Here is a 19,183-nt window from a genome sequence, read left to right on the forward strand (position 1 = left end):
GACGAGGGGCGGGGGCATCCCGCCGTGGGGGATGCGGGGGGGAAAGCCCACGGGGCCCCGGCGGCCGTCGTCGAAGACGGAACCCGGCCGCCGGGGGGGGCTGGGCCCCTCGCCCTGCAACCGGTGGCGAGGGTGGCGGGGGGGGGCGGGGGGGACCCCGGGGGCGGCGGAACCCACCCGCCGCTGCGTGGCCGTGGACGACGAAGTTTCCGGATAATGCCATGACACCGCCGGCATCCAGGTTTCCTCGCCGGCGCGCAGTTCCAGCATGTAGCTGCGCCGGTCGGTGGCGATGACCAGATTGGTGCTGATGTCGGGACGGGTCGGCTTGACCAGCACATGCACGCGGCGGGACGCGCCGCTGCCGCTCTCGGTATCGCCGATGATCCAGCGCGCGGTGTCGCCGGCGGCGATGGGACCGGTGCCGGTCAGCCGCTCGCCAGGCTCCAGCGCGATATCGGTGATCTGCCCAGGCGCGGCATAGACCTGATAGAGCGCGCCCTCGGACCAGGGATAGACCTGGATGGCATTGTAATAGCCCTCGCGGCGCGGCTCGACGCGGGCGGCGAGATTGGCATTCGTCACCCGGCCGGCGGGGCTCTCCGCCCCATTGCCGCCGCGCGCCGGCGTCCAGCCCGGCGGCACATGCAGCGGTTTTGGTGCCGGGTCAGCCTGAACGGCAGCGGGCGGCGATGGCAGCGGCGGGACATCGTCGTCGTAGCTGAACTGCGGGGCCTTGCTGGTGGTGCAGCCCGCCAGTACGGTAGCCGAAAGCAAAACGGCAGCCAGCAGTGGACCGGACAAGCGTTTCGCCAGGGTTCCGAACATTCCTTCGGTGAGAACAAGGCTCATTGGCTCATCTCCCGCGACCATGAGATCGCATTGACGTAGATGCCGAGGGGGTTGGCGCGCAGGGCCTCGGCGCTGCGCGGCGTCTGGATCACCACGGTCAGGATCGCGGTCCAGCGCTCGGTGGCCGAAAGCTGGCCGTTCTCGTAGCGCTTTTCCGTCCAGGCGATCCTAAAACTGTCGGGCGAGGCGCGGATGACCGAAGAGACCTCCACCGAGACCTGCCGCTCGCCCAGATTGGAGAAGGGATCGTTGCCGCGCGCATGGTCGTTCAGCGCCGCCGCGCCACGGTCGGTGGTCCAGTCATAGGCTCTGAGCCAGTTCTGGCGCAGGATCACCGGATCGGCGGGGATCGACCGGACCTGCTCGACGAAGCGGCCGAGATGCCAGGCGATCTGCGGGTCGGTGGGGCGGTAATCGGCAGAAGCGGGCGCGACGGCCTGCGCTTGCCCCAGATCGTCGACCTGCACCACCCAGGGGACCACGGTGCCCCTTGCCGACTGCCAGACCAGCGCCCCGGCAAACCCGGCAGCGACTGTCAGGCAGGCAAAGGCCATCAGCCGCCAGTTCCTGGCCTGCACGCGGGCCGAGCCGATGCGTTCGTCCCAGACCTGCGCCGCCTTCTGATAGGGTGTGACCGGTTCCGGCATCTTGCCGTAATGGGTGGTCGGACGTCTGAAGAGGTTCATGGCTTGTCGCTTTCGGAAAGGGAGACGGAGGCGCCGGGACCATGGCTGCCGCCGGAGCGCACGGCATGGGCGGTGACGGTCGCGCCCCGGCCAAGGGATTGCCCGCGCATGCGCTGCGCCCAGGCAGGCGGGCTGCCAGCCCCCGCAGCCGCACCACCGGCACTCGTACCGCCGAGCGTGCCCTGCGTGGTGCTGCCTCCGGTGCCGGTGAAACCGGCCTTCACGCCGGCTTCGCGGTTGGCCTTGAGACTGGCCGCCGCCCGGCGCAGCGGGGTCATGGCGGCGATGCCCGCCCCCTTGCCGACGCCGGCGGCACCGGAGAGGGCGCCGCCGATCCCGGATTGTCCGGCGGAGTTGAGGCTATAGGCGGCGGAGGCGGCCCCCGCAGTGGCGGCCCCGCCCCGCGCGGTCGCGGCGACACCCCTGGCGCCCAGCACCGTCGCACCCCCGGCGGCCATCGCGGCGCCGCCCACGGCCAGCCCGGTGCCGGCGACGGCGCCCGCACCCAGCTGCGGCCCGCCGGAGACGAGGCCGGTGGCGATGCCGGGGCCGAAGATGCCGAGGCCGAGTAGCGACAGCGCCGCCAGCACGATGGCCATGGCATCGTCGACGGTGGGGGAAACGCCGCCGAAGCCGGTGGTGAACCGGCCGAACAAGGTGCTGCCGATGCCGATGATCACCGCCAACACCAACACTTTTATGCCCGACGACACGACATTGCCGAGCACGCGTTCGGCCATGAACGCCGTCTTTCCGAACAATCCGAAGGGGATGAGCACGAACCCTGCCAACGTGGTCAGCTTGAATTCGATCAGGGTGACGAAGAGCTGGATCGCCAGGATGAAGAAGGCGAGGATGACCAGCGCCCATGCGAAGAACAGGCAGAGGATCTGGATAAGGTTCTCGAAGACCGCCACCCAGCCCATCAGATCTGAGATGGATTCCAGGAGCGGCCGGCCGGCATCGAGCCCGGTCTGGGCGACGCGGCCCGGCCGCAGCAGATCGGCGGCGGAGAATCCGGTGCCCGAGGCCAGCAACCCGAGCCCGGCGAAGCTCTCGAAGACGATCCGGGCGAGGCTGTTCCAGTTCGAGATCAGCCAGGCGAAGACCCCGACGAAGATGGTCTTCTTCACCAGCCGGGCGATGATGTCGTCCTCGGCGCCCCAGGCCCAGAACAGCGCCGCCAGCGTGACGTCGATCACGATCAGGGTGGTGGCGATGAAGGCCACCTCGCTCCCCAGCAAGCCGAAGCCGCTGTCGATATAGCTGGTGAAGACCGCCAGGAACTCGTCGATGACGCCGGTGCCGCCCACGATCTATTCCCTTTCCATGGATGTAGCCGGGGACGACGGATCAGGCCGCCGTCCAAGGAAGCGGTCGCGGGTCTCGGCCCAGATCGTCAGGCATTCGGCATCCTCCGCCGCTGCTTCGCCCATCTGCTGGCAGCGGCGTTGGCCCTCGCGCAGCGAATCTTCCTGCCGTGCAGGTGTCTTGCGCCCCGGCAGGGGCGGCAGATCGCCGCTCCGTTCCATCCCGATCAGCGTCACGGTCATGACGATCGCCAGGAACAGGATGGCAATCAGCCGGGCCATCGCCTTGCCTCCCATGATGCGCCTCCTCGGGCGGTCAGTTGTTGAACATCCGGGCATTGCCGGGCTGGTAACCGGCGCCGGGGGTCAGAAACCGTTCGCGCTGGATGCGGCCCTGTTCGGCGGCGGTTGCACGCTCTGCCTCTGAAAGGGCGTCGGCGCGGCCATTGGCCGAGACGACGGCGATGAGATCCGAGATCTGCTGTGACTGGAGCGCGAGCAGCTGGTTGCCGGCCTGCGTCGCCTGCAGCGCGCCGACGGCGTTCTGGCTTTCGTTGATAAGATCGGACATTTCCGCGCGGTTGCTGTCGATATTGCCGGTGACGCCGGCCTGGACGCGCATCGCGTCCTGCAAGCCGCCGACGGAGTTCTGCCAGCGGGTGCGGGCATCGGCGATGATCTGGGCGTCGCTCGCCGCCGGGGAGAGATTGCCGTAGTCCTGCTGGAACATCCGGTCGATGTCCTGCACGTCGAAGGCAATGTTCTGGGCCTCATCGAGCAGCTGCTGGGTGCGGCTGACGTTCTGCTGCAATTGGTGTAGAGAAGAATGCGGCAGGCTCGTGAGATTACGGGCCTGGTTGATCAGCACCTGGGCCTCGTTCTGCAGCGAGGCGATCTGGTTGTTGATCTGCTCCAGCGTCCGTGCCGCGGTCAGCAGGTTCTCGGCGTGGTTGGTCGGATCGTAGACGATACGCCCGAACCCGCCGAAGAAGGCATGGGCCGGGGGCGTCAGGATCGGGGCCAGCACCAGCGGGGCGGCAAGGGTGAGCGCCAGCAGCGAGGTGCGAGCAAGGGTGCCAATGGGATGTTGCCTGGTGATCGTCGTGCTGCGCGTCATGGCGCGGTCTCCTTTCCTGCTACTGTTTCTGGTCCTGCATTCGTGGGAATCGACGCGGCTTCGGCGCCATCGAGGCCGATCCCGTCACCGTCGGGCCCGGTCTCTGGGTAAGGAAATCCAGCATTGGCGGCGCCGATATCGCCGTCAGTGGGCGCGGTTTCCGAACCAATTAGTCCAGATGCGGGGGCTCTGGAATCTACCGGCACCAGATTGGGCAGATCCGGGATCAGATCCGCCGCCCAGTCCACGCTGCGGGCTTGGAGCCAAGCGGCGAGAAAACCGTCGCGGCCATGATCAGCGAGGATCTGACCGATCAGCGCCTGATCGGATTTTGAGGAGGCGGCGCAGAGCGCGAGGCCGATCTCGGAAAGGCCGAGCTCGAACAGGCGGTTGCCGCGCCGGCTCTGGCAGTAATAATCCCGCTTCGGCGTGGCGCGGGCGAGGATCTCGATCTGGCGGTCGTTAAGGCCGAAGCGGCGATAGATGGCGGTGATCTGCGGCTCGATGGCGCGTTCGTTCGGCAGCAGCAGCCGCGTCGGGCAGTTCTCGATGATCGCCGGCGCGATGGCGGAATTGTCGATGTCGCTCAGCGATTGCGTGGCGAAGACCACGCTGGCATTCTTCTTCCTCAGCGTCTTCAGCCATTCGCGCAGCTGTTCGGCGAAGGCATCGTCGTCCAGCGCCAGCCAGCCCTCGTCGATGATCAGCAGCGTCGGGCGGCCGTCGAGCCGGTCGCCGATGCGATGAAACAGGTAGGACAGGACCGCCGGGGCGGCGCCGGTGCCGACCAGCCCCTCGATCTCGAAGGCCTGCACAGATGCCGAGCCCAGTTGCTCAGCCTCGGCGTCGAGCAGCCGGCCATAGGGTCCACCGACGCAATAGGGCCGCAGTGCCTGTTTCAACTCGTTGGATTGCAGCAGCACGGCGAGACCGGTGATGGTGCGTTCTCCGACAGGCGCCGAGGCCAGCGAGGTCAGCGCGGTCCAGATGTGCTCCTTCACCTCGGGCGTGATCTCGACGGTCTCGCGGCGCAGGATGGCCACGATCCAGTCGGCGGCCCAGGCGCGTTCCGCCGTTTCGTGGATACGGGCCAGTGGCTGTAGCGAAACCGACGTCTCGGCTGCCTCGGTCAGCTCGCCGCCCAAGTCATGCCAGTCGCCGCCCATGGCGAGAGCCGAGGCGCGGATCGAGCCGCCGAAATCGAAGGCGAAGACCTGCGCGCGCGGATAGCGGCGGAACTGCAGCGCCATCAGCGCCAGCAGCACCGACTTGCCGGCGCCGGTCGGTCCGACGACGAGAGTGTGGCCGACATCGCCGACATGCAGCGAAAACCGAAACGGGGTCGATCCCTCGGTGCGCCCGTAGAGCAGGGGCGGCGCATCGAAGTGAACATCCTTCGCCTCGCCGGCCCAGACGGCGGACAACGGGATCATATGGGCGAGGTTCAGGGTGCTGATCGGCGGTTGCCTGACATTGGCATAGGCATGTCCCGGCAGAGAACCCAGCCAGGCATCGACGGCATTGACCGTTTCGATCATTGCGGTGAAGTCGCGGCCCTGAACGATCTTCTCGACCAGCCGCAGCTTCTCGTCGGCGACGCTGGCGTCCTCATCCCAGACAGTGATCGTCGCGGTGACAAAACCCATGCCGGCGATGTCTGCCCCAAGTTCCTGCAAGGCCATATCGGCATCGGCGGCCTTGTTCGCCGCGTCGGTGTCCACCAGCGCCGTGGGTTCGCTGGTCATCACCTCCTTGAGGATCGCGGCGATGGACTTGCGCTTGGCGAACCATTGCCGCCGGATCCTCGTCAGCAGCCGCGTGGCCTCCGGCTTGTCGATCAGGATGGCGCGCGTCGACCAGCGATAGGGAAAGGCGATGCGGTTCAGATCGTCGAGAATACCAGGCGTGGTCGCGGTGGGAAATCCGTTCAGGGTCAGCACCCGCAGATGCTGCTCACCGAGCCGGGGCTCCAGCCCGCCGGTCAGCGGCTGATCGGTCAGGAGCGCGTCGAGATAGACCGGCACCTCGGGCACGCCGACACTATGCCGGTTGGTCGAGATCGTCGAATGCAGGTAGGTCAGCGTGCCGGCGTCATCCAGCCAGCGGCATTCGGGCATGAAGCCGTCGAGCAGCGCCAGCACGCGGTCGGTGCGGTCGGCGAAACCCCGGACCTGTTCCCAGGGATTCACGCCCGAGGTCTCGCGCCCCTCGTAGAGCCAGCTTTCGGCGCGGGCGGCCTCCTCGGCCGGGGGCAGCCAGAGGAAGGTCAGGAAATAGCCGGAGACGAAATGGCTGCCTTCCTGCTCGAAATCCGCCTTGCGTTCGGCATCGAGCAGCGCCGAAGCCGGATCGGGGAAGGTGCTGTCGGGATAGATCGCGGCCTCCGACCGCTGCGCCTCGACGAAGATCGCCCAGCCGGAGCCGAGCCGACGGAAGGCGCTGTTCAACCGCCCCGCGACGGCGACCAGTTCGGCTGCGACCGCGGAATCCAGATCGGGACCGCGAAATTTCGCCGTCCTCTGGAAACTGCCGTCCTTGTTCATGACGATACCATCGCCGACCAGCCCCACCCAGGGCAGGTAGTCGGCGAGGCGGGAAGCGGTGCGGCGGTATTCGGCGAGGTTCATCATGGTTCGTCCTCACACCGAGAGATGGCCGGGCAGGCGCAGATGGCGGCGCGCGACCTCGACGAAGAGCGGATCGCGTTTCGCGGCCCAGACGGTGGCGATATGCCCGACGGCCCAGATCAGGAGACCGGCAAGCCAGAGTTGCAACCCGAGACCGACAGCCCCGGCCAGCGTGCCGTTGAGGATGGAGATGGCACGCGGCGCTCCGCCGAGCAGGATCGGCTCGGTCAGGGCGCGATGCACCGGGACCGAAAAACCCGGAACCTCGGAAAGCTGTTCGAAGCCTTGGGCCATCAGACCAGGGCCCCGCCGCCGAAGCTGAAGAAGGACAGGAAGAAGCTGGAGGCCGCGAAGGCGATGGAAATGCCGAAGACGATCTGGATCAGCCGCCGGAAGCCGCCGCCGGTGTCTCCGAAGGCCAGCGTCAGCCCGGTGACGATGATGATGATCACCGCCACGATCTTCGCCACCGGCCCCTCGACGGAATCGAGGATGGATTGCAGCGGTGCCTCCCAGGGCATGGAGGAACCGGCAGCATGGGCGGCCGGGGTCATGAGCAGGCTGACATAGGCAGTGGTTGCCGCCATCGTGGCATGATGGAAGAGGCGCAGGGCAGGACGGATCATTCTGGTTCTCCAGTGCTGAGCGTGGTGTCGATGTCGGGAATGACGGGAGCGATGCGGTAGTCGCCGTCCGGCCCCAGCCCATCGACGCGGGCCAGTTCGACCAGCCTGCGCGACGAGCCGCGCCCAGACAGGACGGCCACCAAGTCGATGGTTTCCGCGATCATGGCGCGCGGGACGGTGACGACGGCCTCCTGGATCAGCTGTTCGAGGCGGCGCAGCGCACCGATGCCCGATCCGGCATGGATGGTGCCGATGCCGCCGGGGTGGCCGGTGCCCCAGGCCTTGAGCAGATCCAGCGCCTCGGCGCCGCGCACCTCGCCGATCGGGATGCGGTCGGGACGCAGGCGCAGCGAGGAGCGTACGAGATCGGACAGCGTCGCGACGCCGTCCTTGGTGCGCATGGCGACGAGGTTGGACGCGGCGCATTGCAACTCGCGGGTGTCCTCGATGATCACCACCCGATCCTGCGTCTTCGCCACCTCGGCCAGCAGGGCATTGGTCAGGGTGGTCTTGCCGGTCGAGGTGCCGCCGGCGACGAGGATATTGGCGCGGGTCGCGACCGCGAGGCGCAAGGCTTCCGCCTGCATCCGGGTCATGATCCCGGCGGTGACATAATCGTCGAGCGTGAAGACGGCGACGGCGGGTTTGCGGATGGCGAAGGCGGGCGCGGCGACCACCGGAGGCAACAGCCCCTCGAAACGTTCGCCGGTCTCCGGCAGTTCGGCCGAGACGCGCGGCGACCGGACATGGACCTCGACGCCGACATGATGCGCGACCAGCCGGATGATGCGCTCGCCATCCGATGCGGACAGGAACTGGCCGGTATCGGCCAGCCCGTCGCGCAGCCGGTCGACCCAGATCCGGCCGTCCGGGTTCAGCATCACCTCGACGACCTCGGGATCGCGCAGCAGGGACGAGATGGCAGGCCCCAGCGCGGTGCGGAGCATGCGGACACCGCGCTCCACTGTTGCCGTTCTGTGGTCTGAACCTGCCATCCCGTCCCCCGTTCACCGGGGCGGCGAGAGAAGATCCCCGGATGGGGTCGACTAAAAGAGCCGCAAAACCGAGCCGTGCAACAGCTATCTTGTGGAAATCTTAGCGGATCGTAGCAGGGCGAAAAAATACAGGAGACCTGCGGCAAGGATTTTCCGCGAAGGCGGCACAGGGTTGCCTGCGATGCCTCTCACGCTTCCGCGCGAAGCGCCTCAAGGAAAGTCTTCAGAGCCGGATTGTCGTTCTCCGGATGCCAGCAAGCGACGTAGCCGATCCGGGTTGCGCCATTGGCGTCATGAATCGGCCGGAACACCGCGCCCAGACCCGTCAAGCCGCTGGCGCATTCGCATTGCAGGCTGATGCCCTCGCCCGCTCCGACCAGGCTGAGGATGCTCTCGCGGCTGACATGCAGGCTGGCGATCTCGGGGCTGTCCGATGGCGCCGCGAGCTTGCCGATCAGGATGTTGCGGATGTCAGGACCAGGATCCTGGTGCGAGATCAGAAGGCGTTCTCCTTTCAGGTCCGACCAGTAAACGAAGGACTTTTCAGCCAGCGGGTGGCTCTCAGGCAAAACAACCACCAACTGCTCGGTGCCGATCGCCATGGTGTTCAGCACCGGGCACCGATCCGGATCGCCAAGGATGACCGCGATGTCCAGCTTGCCGGAATGGATATCGGCCATCAACTCGACAAAGGGCGCCTCCAGCAGATCGAGGCCGATTTCGGGTTGGTTTTCGCGAAATCGGCGCAGGATGAAGCGAAGATTTCCCGAGGACAAGGATTTGTAGAAACCCAGCACGACGCTACCCCGCCGGCCTTGCACTGCCGCCTTTGTGCGATCGATCAGCCGTTGAAGATCGTCCAGGATGCGTCCGGCCATGACCGCGAAATCCTCGCCGACGGGCGTCAGCTTCGCCCCTGCGGTGGAGCGGTCGAACAGGGCAACGCCTAGCTCTTCCTCGAGCTCACGGATTCGTCTGCTCACGACCGGCTGCTGGACCTCCAGTTCCAGCGCAGCCGCGCTGAAGCTGCCGTTCCGAGCTGTGGCGACGACGTATCGAAGATGGCGCAGGTCCATGTCGCAACGATCACTCCTTTTCAGAGATTCGAATAGCTCCCCATTCATTATTTCAGCCAGGGGTAGATCGGTTTGCATGTCGAATAATTTAAACAGAGCGTCTACATTTTCGCACTTTAGGCTGTCATCCGGATCATGACGAGCGCGCCCCTTGGCCGAGATAAGTAACCACTCCTCGCCACGATTCTTGGTCAGGGCAAAGATCGACTGATTGTCCTCCTGCAAGTCGATGTACTTTTGCTTTTTTTGACCTTATTGACTAATATTACTCCTTGCACTGTGTGTTGAGTATTTGGGTTTATAGTTATAGGTCCTGACGCACGAGTGCATAGCCTGGGTGACGAATCAATTTGTCGAAGTTTTGGCAAAGCGTATCAATTACTAGTTTAACGCGAGGGTTGCGATGGCGGGCGGCGCCATATATTGCCCAGACAGATATTTTTTCACTCTCGTTGGCTTCTTGGAGGAGCGGTATGAGGTGACCTTGAGCAACTTCATAGTGCACAAAAAAGTCCGGCAGATATGCTATTGCCTCTCCTGAAACTGCATAGAATTTTGCCATCCAATAATCATGAACGCTGAATCGCACATTGTAATCGCCAATCCGCTGTCCGTCTGTGTCTTGAAGTAGCCAAGGCTCCGCTATTCCCTTGCGCGTATATTCTATGCCGGGCATTTCCCTTATATCCTCAACGGAATTAGGGGTTCCTAGCCGCTGCAGAAGTAGCGGACTAGCGTAGGCGCGATACCCAACATTGCCTAGTTTTCGACAAACGTGATCAGATGATGGGGCAGTGCCAACAAAAATAAGGCAATCAAATTCTGTTTGTTCTGGCAATGGAGTGTCACTAGGGTACATTCGTGTTTCGAAGGATAGCCCCGGATGCTCTCTTGCCAAGTACAAAGTTGCTGCGCCAATAATGCTGGTCCCAAACTCCGCACTTCCTAATATCCTCACTTTACCATTCAAGGAGCTATGGGCACGTTGAGCCGCACTTGCAGCCAGTTCGATGCTGTCAAATATACGGCCGGTATTATCTAGAAGGGCACGTCCAGCATCTGTGAGCTGCAAGCCTCTCTGAGAACGATGAAACAACTCAACTTCCAGCAAATCCTCCAGGCGGCGGATGCTGTGGCTGAGCGTTGCCTTTGGTACGCCGGAAATCATACCGGCGCGCGTCAGGCTTCCCGTCCTCGCGACATGAACGAAATTGCTGATATCCTTGAATTCAACCTTGGTCGTCATGGGGGCCTGGGCTGTGTTCCAAACCTCGAACGGAAGGTCTGGTCAGTTGGTTTACTCCGGGTGGCAACGCGTTGCTACCAAATTATGACAGCGTTCTGTCTTCGGCAGGCGAGGTTAGCACTTTGCTGCCATTTTATGCAAAGGTGACAACAAAAATAGCTACTTAAGTAGCACTTGGTGGGGATTCCGCCCGAGAACGCTAAAGCGTGAGGAGGGTAGCACTCGGAGACCAACAGGTCGCTGGTTTAGTGCCGCGCTGAAGATGTCATTTTCAGCTCTGCTGCGGCTTTGGCTTGTTCATCTGTTCTGTGTGGCGGGTTTGGTCGGTTTGCGACGTCATCTTCTGCTCAAGCCGGGTCAGCTTTGGCAGTCTGGGGAGATTTCCGGCGGCCAGCGTCATGATGAAGCGAAACCGTGCGCATTCAATGCCGCGATAAACGGTCTGGACGGCGCCTCCGATGGTTTTGGCCCAGCCGAAAGCCTCCTCGATCCGTTTGCGGTGCCTGAGGGGACGAGCGTAGCCCTTGTACCCGGTGAGCGCAAGGGAAGGTGCGGTAAGTGGGTCCGTCGAAACACCAGCGGGAAGGGCGCTGTGCATCAGATAAGCCCATGCACTGCATTCCTTGCGGGCCCCGGCCCGAGGGCCGGAGTGGACAGGCCGAACGAAAGAGCCGCACCAGAGGGCGCGGCAGTTGCTTGTCATCGCTAGAAGACAAGAGGGTTCAGCTATGGGCCGGGGGTAGTCGTGGTCAAGGGCACCGTTGTGTCGTGCCTGCGTCGGCTTCCGGCTGACAATCACCGGGGATGCCGCCCTAGATAACGGCTCGGCTTGGCAGCACAGGGCCTGCGTAGGCACAGGCCCTAGTCGAAGTTGACAACTGGAATTTCGGCACCCTCGGGAATGGTCATGGCTGTGATGCGCGCGATGTTGAACTCCGGATCGTTGAAGACCAACTGCCATTGCCCGTAATAGGTTGCAAACGGCCCCTTGACGATCGACCCGCCAAGCTCGGGCACCTTGTGCGCGATCTCATCTACCGTTGCCCAGTCTTCAACCACGAACGTCACCATCGTGCCGGTGCTGGATGTTGGTGTCCTGCGTCTCTCACGATCCTTCAGGCCCAGAAGCTCATAGGCCGGGACACCGTTGAAGGCCAGCTGGAAGCCGTTGCCTTGCAGAACCCGGTAGATCGGCGAAGAGGCCTCGGGAATGTCGTCCCAACCCAGGATTGCAGCGTAAAATTGTTTCTGTTTCTCCACATCATCGCAAAAGATGTTGTGCATAGGCTGGAACTTGTCTGCACTGGCCATCGGTGTGTCCACGCTCCTCTTGAGATCAGGCATTGAGGTCGCCGTCGGCGCATCGAGACGACATCTTTATGTCCAGGGGGGCCGCCAGTCCCGCATCCATCAGCGTCCCGACAAGCTCGGCGTGATAGGCGGCATAGGCTTTCACTGAAACATAGCGGTCCTCGGGTCTGATGATGTTGAACATCAGCGATCCTTGGCGGACACTGGGCAGCACCCAGGACTTGTAGGCCCATTCCGGGTCCGCATGCGTGAAGTAGTCTGAGTTCTTCGGTCGCAGCCATCTTGCGCCGTCATGAGGTTGATCGATATTGCCGACCGACGCGTTGAAGGCCCTAAGTGCCTTCTCCGGTTCGGCGGTGTTCACATACAAGGCCAACTTTCTTCCTTTCCGTTCCAAATCTATCCGCCTGACAGGTTTCGTGACTGCTCAGTTCAGTCGAACCTCATCAAAGCGCACGTCCATCCACCGGAGGAAGGTTTCCACCAGCCTCGTGTAGTACAGCTTGACCACGTCAGGCGGGATGCCTTTGCCGCCGTCGGCATGAAGTTCGAAGGTCAACGTGCCCGCATCGACGCTTGGCACAAGCATTGCGCCGATATCCGACACGTCTTCGGAATGCTGGTAGGAGGTATCACCCTTCAGCATCCAGCCTTCCGCCTTCCCCCACGCTTCTTCCTGGACAATTCTCCGGTTGAACTCCCGAAGCAGCGCATCGGGAGAACTGGTCATGAAATGGACTGACACTGGGATATCTCCTGAAATCCGGCCGAGCGTCAGCCCGCGACCGCTTGCAGTTCAGGGTGCATCCGGTCGCTTTCAAGAACCGGCGTCAGGAGAGCCTTCTCGAAAGCCTCCTTGCCCTGCGCGTGGGCGTTTTCCAGTTCCTTGATCCATTTCCTGTACTGTATCGAGATCTTGTCGGTCACGACCGACAGTTCGTCGTCGTAAATCTCTTCTGGCCACTGCGATTCAATGACCGGCTGGTCCTCGGCAAAGACCAGGTCGTTGAAGGCGATGTGGGGATGATCCGAATCGTTCAAGCTCTTCTCGCGGGCGAAGATCAGGAAGTTCTTCGTTTGCTTCGCGTTCACCGGGCAGGACACGTTGAAGAGGACGTGAAGGTTGTTCCCCACATATTTTTGAACGGCCAGGTTGATCGTGAACGGCATACTGCAATGGTAGGTGAAGTTGCCGATGGGTGCCTGATCGGGAACATCCATGCCCGGAGGCGTGTCATAGACAAAGCGCAGCTGGCCCTTCACGCGATCGATCGGCACGATGGGCGGCTCGGCGTTGTTCGGATCGAACAGCGTGCCCGGGTGAACGAACGCGAAGTGCGAAAAGTCCGTGAAGTTTTCCCAGCGGCGCGGTGCGCTGGCATTCCACCAGTAGGGCTCCTGCACGACTATCTTCATCTTCGGGTCATCAGCGACGCTGAAATACGGGATTTCCGTCACGTTCCACGAGCTGTCCAGACGGACCCAGACCAAACCGTACTTCAGTTCACATTGGTAGCTTGGAACCTTGGCGCGCGAGGAAATCTTCTGCGTCGGACATGCCGGCATATGGGTGCACTTGCCCTCGGCATTGTACATCCATCCGTGGTACGGGCACTGAAGCTGGTCGCCCTTGACCTTGCCGCCGGACAGCTTGGCCGAACGGTGGACGCACTGGTCCTTCATTGCGATCATCTTGCCGTCGAGACGAGCAAGAACGACCTTCTCGTCAAGCAAGGTGACGGCCATGGGGCCATTGCCCAGCGGGTCGGCCTTCTCGAATTCGTCGAGAGTCGCGACCGGATGCCAAAAATGGCGGAGAAATTCCATGTTCTCGATTAAGGGACGTGCGCCCATACCGGCATTCCTTTTGTAGCTTTTGCTGCATAGAATAGACCAGCAGTGTCATCCCAACATGTCTCTGTTACATAGAATTTATATGTGAACAGGGTGTCTAAAATCAGCAACATGATCTCTGCCGTTGTAATTCTCCCGTTTTTAACGAGGCGCATTCGTAGAACTTACGCGGCCATTTTCAGTTTCCGGGCTGCGATGCCGCCCATACTGCCGATGCCATGTTGGGTTGAACGGCAGGCCGTCATCGGTGATGATCTCTACGTTCGCCATAAACATGTGCTCAGGCATAAGCCTAAGCCTCCCTGTTCAGGCCTGGGTGTCCGGTCGAAAAGGTAGCAAGTTCACAAGAGCCATGCGCCGTCCAAATTTCTGGACGTTAGGTCCAGATAAAATGGCTCCTTTGAACGGTGAATGACCTTATTCTTGCCTCTTGTCGAGTAAGACACGTCTGGCGCTCACAATCTCCGCCGCCAGACGGAGCGAAGCCTCGATCCTCCCAATTGTCGAGGCTTCGCCAGCATCCTTAACACACGAAGGTCGCTTATCCCGCATTGATGGACAGGCATGGAACGAAGGAACAGATGATGAGAACACGCGCCGCCGTCGCCCTCGAGGCCGGGAAGCCGCTGGAGGTCATGGAGGTCAACCTTGAAGGCCCCAAGGCCGGCGAGGTTCTGGTCGAGATCAAGGCCACCGGCATCTGCCACACCGACGAATTCACCCTGTCGGGCGCCGACCCCGAGGGCGTGTTCCCCGCGATCCTGGGCCATGAGGGCGCGGGCGTGGTGCTGGAAGTCGGCGCCGGCGTCACCTCGGTCAAGCCGGGCGACCACGTCATCCCGCTCTACACCCCGGAATGCCGCCAGTGCGCCTCGTGCCTGTCGGGCAAGACCAACATGTGCCACGCCATCCGCGCGACCCAGGGCCAAGGGCTGATGCCCGACGGCACCACCCGCTTTTCCATGCTGGATGGCACGCCGATCCGGCATTACATGGGCTGCTCGACCTTCGCGAACCACACGGTTCTGCCGGAAATCTCGCTGGCCAAGGTGCGCGAGGACGCGCCCTTCGACAAGATCTGCTATATCGGCTGCGGCGTCACCACCGGCATCGGCGCGGTGATCTATACCGCCAAGGTGGAAATCGGCGCCAAGGCCGTGGTCTTCGGCCTGGGCGGCATCGGGCTGAACGTGCTGCAGGGCCTGCGCCTGGCCGGCGCCGACATGATCATCGGCGTCGACCTGAACGACGGCAAACGCGAAATGGCCGAGCATTTCGGCATGACCCATTTCATCAACCCGAAGAATGTCGAGAACGTGGTTCAGGAAATCGTCAACCTGACCAAGACGCCCTTCGACCAGATCGGCGGCGCCGATTATAGCTTCGACTGCACCGGCAACGTCAATGTCATGCGCCAGGCGCTGGAATGCACCCATCGCGGCTGGGGCCAGTCCATCGTCATCGGCGTGGCGCCGGCGGGGGCGGAAATCAGCACCCGCCCGTTCCAGCTGGTCACCGGCCGGGTCTGGAAGGGCTCGGCCTTCGGCGGCGCGCGCGGCCGGACCGACGTGCCGAAGATCGTCGACTGGTACATGGACGGCAAGATCGAGATCGATCCGATGATCACCCACACGCTGAAGCTCGAGGACATCAACAAGGGCTTCGACCTGATGCATGCCGGCGAATCCATCCGGTCGGTGGTGCTTTACTGATCGTTAAGGGACGGCGATGCTTGGACAACGAATTCAGATTGCGCGCCAAAGCCTCGACATGGAGATTGCCGAGTTTGCCTCGGCGCTTGGCATGGGTGGCAACGCCGCCACCCTTGCCAGGTGGGAGGCAGACGAGGCATCGCCGACATTTCGTGAGCTGACGGCCATCGGTTCGCTGGCGGGCATCTCGCTCTGCTTTTTCCTGCCGCCGCTTGTCAGAGACATCAAGGTGCAGAGATACTTCGGCGATGCCGTCGACTCTCTGGCGATCAGGGCACGGGCACTGGTGGCGACATATATTGCCGTCGAGAACTATATCTCGGCCGAGTTTCTGGCCACCGGAACCATCACCCCGCCCAGCAGGATGGACCTTTGCGATCCGAAGCATCGGACTGCCACCGGCATGGCGGACATGATCCAGCATCGACTGGGGATCGGTTCCCGCTCGTTTCGAAGCCTGTCGGATGAGCTTGAGCTGAATGGCCTGAAGATTTTTGCCGCGCGCCTGCCTGCCGGAATAACCGGCATAAGCTGCGACATTTGCTTGGGAGACGATCCGGCACATCCCTTTTTCGTCGCCTCGGGCAGTGCCTCACCCCGGGAAACACAGGAAAACCTGTTCGACTGGGCCTTCTCGGAGGGCATAAGGGCAATCTGCGGCGATAGCGCCGAACTTTATTCGGAGACAAGGACGATCTTCCTTAGGTCGTGCTTTCCGACCCTCGACGCTTCGGAAACCCGTCCCCTGCGCCACACCAGAACGGGCTGTCGCACGGACGGGCATGCGAGTGCCATTTACCGAAAGGTCAGACAGGGCACCGCAAGCGGGCGGCTGTCGAAGTCGGACGCGCAGCGCATCGAAACGATCCTGCGCAGCAGCGAAGCCTAGCAGGCTGCACAAGCCATCCAATGCCGTGCAAGAGCGTGTGTCGTCCTCTGCCTGATCTGATGCGGGTCGACGATGCCCGGAATGAATGTGGTGCGCGGGTTGCAATCCAGCTGCGACGTTCCGGTTCCACCCGCCCTGGCGCGGCAGTTTGCAGCGACAAATCAGCGGCTGGTCGTTTATGTCGTCAGTACGGAACGGCCGAGAGACCTGCACCGCCGCCAGACGCGGATCGGCCTGGCTACTGTTGGCGTGGGAAGATCATCAAAAGGACCGGGCACGGCATCCTGATGACAGGTGACGTTCCCGGTCGTGGCAGTCTGGCAGGTCAGTTGAAGATGTTGATCCCCGGCATCAGCTTGAAGCGCGGAAGATTGACGAACCTGCGTATCCAGCGCTGGATTGCCGGATAGTAGAACAGCTCGATGCCGCCGTCCCCTGCCAGCGCCACATAGGGGAAGCACGCGACATCCGCCACCGTGGGGTTCGATCCCGCGATCCAGTTGAACCCTTGCAGCTCCTGGTTGGCCAGATGGTCATCCAGGATCCGGAACAGCTTGTGAGCGCCGGCCCTTGCCTGCGCCACGTCGAGGTCATAGCCCAGCACGTCATGCAGCCGCGCCGCCGAGGCCGTGGATGTGATGCTGTCCGCGAAGGCCAGCCATTGCGCGACCCGACCCAGTTCGGACGGATCGTTGACTGGCCACCACGTTCCCGTCGGATCGTAGCGCGAGGCGAGATACACGAGAATGGCCTGCGCATCCCGGATATAGGCTCCGTCGTCCTCCAGCACCGGGATCTGTCCCAGCGGATTTATCTGGAGGAATGCATCGGACTTGTGTTCACGCCCCGGAAAGAAGTCCACGGCTTGCTTTTCATGAGAAAGCTCAAGGAAATCCAGCAACAGCCGTATCTTGTAGCAATTGCCGGACAGGACATAGTCGAACAGCTTCATCTCATGCCGCCTCGTTGAAGAGGGCGACCCCCCACTGAAGTTCATTGGCCTTCAGCCAGCGGCGGTAGGCGATCGAGGACGCGTCCGCGCGGGTCGGCAATTCCCAACGGGGATCGAGCGGCAGCTTCCGGGGAACCTGGTTCTCGAGGATCATCCGGTCCTGCAGGAAGATGTTCTGCTGGAAGTGGAGAAGGCCAGTGTCGGTGTTTTCCTCGTCAAAGACCAGAATGAACGAGTGGACGATACACTCGTCCTCTTCCACGGGCTGGATGAACAGCCCGACCAGATCCCAGACATCCTCTCGGATCGGGCAGGTCTTGTACAGGATCGTCGAATAGGGATGCGGGACGCGATACTTGTATTCGGTCATCTGGCCGCCCGATGCCGCCGCCGAAGCCATGGGCTGGAAGAATTTGCATTTGGTCGCCCAGATTTCGTCCTTTTCCGCATCCATGCTGACGTCGTAGCTCTCGACGCTCGGATGCTCTTCCACGCCGAGGATGTCGGTGTGGACGAAGGGAAAATGCGCCATGTCTAGGAAGTTTTCTACGCAGCGCAGTCCCGAGCAGCGAACGCCCACGCCGCCTACGGTCACAAGACGCCGGTCCGGCTCGTCGAACTCAGGCATGTCGTAAAGCGGGCGTGGCGTATCGCTCAGCGTGGTCCAGAGATGGCCGTAGCGGATCTGCGTCAGAAGGCTGCGCCCATCGGCATCGTTCACCGAAAGAACGCCAGCCGCGTCGCTCACGGTCAGATCCTGCGAAAGCAGTCGGACGGGTTTCGCTTCCGCACCTTCGAAATCGGGAAGGCGGCCGATTGCATACCATTGCGAACGGGTGAAAGTGTCGGGTGTCATAGTGTTTCTCCTCGCTTGTCGAAGTGAGACGATCAACTTGCTAGGCTGCGATGCCTATTAAGCGGCGCTTGATGCCTTGAATACCTGCCGCAGACGGGTGGACAGCTTGCTGACGGCGATCGCGGCATCCTCCGATGCACTGGCCGGAACCGAGGTGTGGATCATCGCCCCGTGTTCCTTCATGTCCAGGAACGCAAGGAGGATTTCTCCCTCCACACCGGGAACGCGGACGATCGCGGCGTGGTCGGTGATTTTCGACATGAGGCCGGCGCCCATGCCATCTGCAAGCTCGTTCAGGCTAGCCGGGGCTTGGTCGATATGGACCGAACGGTTGGGAACCCAGTCGCCGTCGATCGATGGCGCCGCCGTCGTCTCGCCGGGATTGGCGACCCAGATGAACCCGCCGGAATCCGCCGCGCGATAGGCCTTGGCGCGGATCGTCTTGGGCGGAGTCAGGTCGGGATGCGCCGGGATGCCCGCGCAGGCACCCGCCCCGTCATAGGACCAGCCATGATACAGGCATGTCAGCGTGTTGCCCCGGACGATGCCGTAGGACAGGCGCATGCCCCGGTGGGGGCACCTGTTTTCCCATGCGCGGATCTGGCCGTCCTCACCGCGCCACAGGGCGATGTCGTTGTCGGCGATCATGACACGTCCTGCCGTCTTGGGAAGGACGTAGTTCTGAAGTCCGGCAGGGAACCACCCGGCTTCCAGTTCTGAAGGTTTCATTCCACTCTCCATTTCTGTGTTTTAAGCCCTGGACACTGGTCGGTTGGGCTATAGTCCAGCCCGTCCGTTTCAGCGTCCTTGGCGGCGCCGGGCTTCGATTCTGTACCGCGTCAGACGGTCTCAAGCGTGATCGTGTCGATGTTCACGTCGTCCGGCCCGAGCCAGCAGGCAATCTCGAACATGTCGATAAGGCTTTCATCCCCGGTCAGGATCAGCGTGATGTACTTGGGGGTCGCGCTTGTGATCGTGCTCGACAACGAAAGGCGCCGAGCAAAGTGGCTGACCATGGCAAGGCAGGACTCGGTCTTGAGAGCTCCCTCAAGAGATACGCGCCGCGTTACCATG

General features: G+C 62.5%; 21 protein-coding genes and 1 pseudogene. 2 read left to right on the plus strand and 20 right to left on the minus strand.

What is annotated here, in order from left to right; genetic code table 11:
* The 16 genes and pseudogenes from IT40_RS20135 to IT40_RS20205 form a co-directional block, all read right to left on the minus strand.
* A partial coding sequence (locus IT40_RS20135) for a TrbG/VirB9 family P-type conjugative transfer protein (RefSeq protein ID WP_036759124.1) occupies positions 1–828 on the minus strand: 828 nt, incomplete at its 3' end.
* 20 nt (positions 829–848) lie between these two features.
* Positions 849–1,538 carry a conjugal transfer protein TrbF gene (trbF, locus tag IT40_RS20140; RefSeq protein ID WP_036759087.1) on the minus strand — a complete coding sequence of 230 codons (690 nt, stop codon included), beginning with the start codon at positions 1,536–1,538 and terminating at the stop codon, positions 849–851.
* The gene (gene trbL / locus IT40_RS20145) at positions 1,535–2,851 is read right to left on the minus strand and encodes a P-type conjugative transfer protein TrbL (protein WP_036759089.1); all 1,317 of its coding nucleotides are present in this window, start codon (positions 2,849–2,851) and stop codon (positions 1,535–1,537) included. Before trbL ends, trbF begins: the two co-directional genes overlap by 4 nt.
* Before the next feature lie 3 nt (positions 2,852–2,854).
* On the minus strand, positions 2,855–3,145 hold the full coding sequence (gene trbK-alt, locus IT40_RS20150) for a putative entry exclusion protein TrbK-alt (protein ID WP_036759091.1): 291 nt from the start codon (positions 3,143–3,145) through the stop codon (positions 2,855–2,857).
* A gap of 19 nt (positions 3,146–3,164) precedes the next feature.
* Positions 3,165–3,965 carry a P-type conjugative transfer protein TrbJ gene (gene trbJ, locus IT40_RS20155; protein WP_052096173.1) on the minus strand — a complete coding sequence of 267 codons (801 nt, stop codon included), beginning with the start codon at positions 3,963–3,965 and terminating at the stop codon, positions 3,165–3,167.
* On the minus strand, positions 3,962–6,595 hold the full coding sequence (trbE, locus tag IT40_RS20160) for a conjugal transfer protein TrbE (RefSeq protein WP_036759092.1): 2,634 nt from the start codon (positions 6,593–6,595) through the stop codon (positions 3,962–3,964). Before trbE ends, trbJ begins: the two co-directional genes overlap by 4 nt.
* 9 nt (positions 6,596–6,604) lie before the next feature.
* On the minus strand, positions 6,605–6,886 hold the full coding sequence (locus IT40_RS20165) for a VirB3 family type IV secretion system protein (RefSeq protein WP_036759093.1): 282 nt from the start codon (positions 6,884–6,886) through the stop codon (positions 6,605–6,607).
* Positions 6,886–7,218, minus strand: a complete 333-nt coding sequence (locus IT40_RS20170; protein WP_036759094.1) for a TrbC/VirB2 family type IV secretion system protein — start codon at positions 7,216–7,218, stop codon at positions 6,886–6,888. Before IT40_RS20170 ends, IT40_RS20165 begins: the two co-directional genes overlap by 1 nt.
* Positions 7,215–8,165, minus strand: a complete 951-nt coding sequence (gene trbB, locus IT40_RS20175) for a P-type conjugative transfer ATPase TrbB (protein WP_425272538.1) — start codon at positions 8,163–8,165, stop codon at positions 7,215–7,217. Before trbB ends, IT40_RS20170 begins: the two co-directional genes overlap by 4 nt.
* A 236-nt stretch (positions 8,166–8,401) precedes the next feature.
* The gene (locus tag IT40_RS20180; RefSeq protein WP_238986720.1) at positions 8,402–9,514 is read right to left on the minus strand and encodes a LysR family transcriptional regulator; all 1,113 of its coding nucleotides are present in this window, start codon (positions 9,512–9,514) and stop codon (positions 8,402–8,404) included.
* A 79-nt stretch (positions 9,515–9,593) separates the two neighbouring features.
* Positions 9,594–10,535, minus strand: a complete 942-nt coding sequence (locus IT40_RS27895) for a LysR family transcriptional regulator (RefSeq protein WP_082658036.1) — start codon at positions 10,533–10,535, stop codon at positions 9,594–9,596.
* A 358-nt stretch (positions 10,536–10,893) separates the two neighbouring features.
* A pseudogene (locus IT40_RS30205) lies at positions 10,894–11,070 on the minus strand (IS5/IS1182 family transposase); the annotation flags it as partial.
* A gap of 326 nt (positions 11,071–11,396) precedes the next feature.
* Positions 11,397–11,879 (minus strand): VOC family protein, encoded by a 483-nt coding sequence (locus IT40_RS20190; protein ID WP_208021377.1) that lies wholly within the window; start codon positions 11,877–11,879, stop codon positions 11,397–11,399.
* Entirely contained in the window at positions 11,872–12,216 is a 345-nt protein-coding gene (locus IT40_RS20195; protein WP_036759097.1) for a hypothetical protein, read from the minus strand. The genes IT40_RS20190 and IT40_RS20195 overlap by 8 nt, the downstream gene beginning before the upstream one ends.
* Positions 12,217–12,273: 57 nt before the next feature.
* Positions 12,274–12,591: a hypothetical protein gene (locus IT40_RS20200; RefSeq protein WP_007396212.1), complete on the minus strand. Its 318-nt coding sequence runs from the start codon at positions 12,589–12,591 to the stop codon at positions 12,274–12,276.
* Positions 12,592–12,620: 29 nt separating this feature from the next.
* A complete protein-coding gene (locus tag IT40_RS20205; RefSeq protein WP_036759099.1) occupies positions 12,621–13,700 on the minus strand; it encodes an aromatic ring-hydroxylating oxygenase subunit alpha in 1,080 nt (359 codons plus the stop codon).
* A gap of 584 nt (positions 13,701–14,284) precedes the next feature.
* Between IT40_RS20205 and IT40_RS20210 the strand changes: the two genes are divergently transcribed.
* Positions 14,285–15,412 (plus strand): S-(hydroxymethyl)glutathione dehydrogenase/class III alcohol dehydrogenase, encoded by a 1,128-nt coding sequence (locus tag IT40_RS20210; protein WP_036759131.1) that lies wholly within the window; start codon positions 14,285–14,287, stop codon positions 15,410–15,412.
* 16 nt (positions 15,413–15,428) lie between these two features.
* Positions 15,429–16,301: a helix-turn-helix domain-containing protein gene (locus IT40_RS20215; RefSeq protein WP_036759100.1), complete on the plus strand. Its 873-nt coding sequence runs from the start codon at positions 15,429–15,431 to the stop codon at positions 16,299–16,301.
* Between the two features lie 325 nt (positions 16,302–16,626).
* On the opposite strand, the gene IT40_RS20220 is transcribed toward IT40_RS20215, so the two are convergent.
* The 4 genes from IT40_RS20220 to IT40_RS20235 all read right to left on the minus strand — a co-directional run bounded on the left by IT40_RS20220 (position 16,627) and on the right by IT40_RS20235 (position 19,182).
* Positions 16,627–17,253 carry a glutathione S-transferase family protein gene (locus tag IT40_RS20220; protein ID WP_036759101.1) on the minus strand — a complete coding sequence of 209 codons (627 nt, stop codon included), beginning with the start codon at positions 17,251–17,253 and terminating at the stop codon, positions 16,627–16,629.
* 1 nt (position 17,254) lies between these two features.
* Positions 17,255–18,109 (minus strand): aromatic ring-hydroxylating oxygenase subunit alpha, encoded by an 855-nt coding sequence (locus tag IT40_RS20225; RefSeq protein WP_036759102.1) that lies wholly within the window; start codon positions 18,107–18,109, stop codon positions 17,255–17,257.
* 57 nt (positions 18,110–18,166) lie between these two features.
* On the minus strand, positions 18,167–18,838 hold the full coding sequence (locus IT40_RS26940) for a Rieske (2Fe-2S) protein (RefSeq protein ID WP_116171210.1): 672 nt from the start codon (positions 18,836–18,838) through the stop codon (positions 18,167–18,169).
* A gap of 110 nt (positions 18,839–18,948) precedes the next feature.
* Positions 18,949–19,182: a hypothetical protein gene (locus IT40_RS20235; protein ID WP_036759103.1), complete on the minus strand. Its 234-nt coding sequence runs from the start codon at positions 19,180–19,182 to the stop codon at positions 18,949–18,951.
* Position 19,183: the final 1 nt, after the last annotated feature.

The organism is Paracoccus versutus (assembly GCF_000763885.1).
Taxonomy (GTDB): Bacteria; Pseudomonadota; Alphaproteobacteria; order Rhodobacterales; family Rhodobacteraceae; genus Paracoccus; species Paracoccus versutus.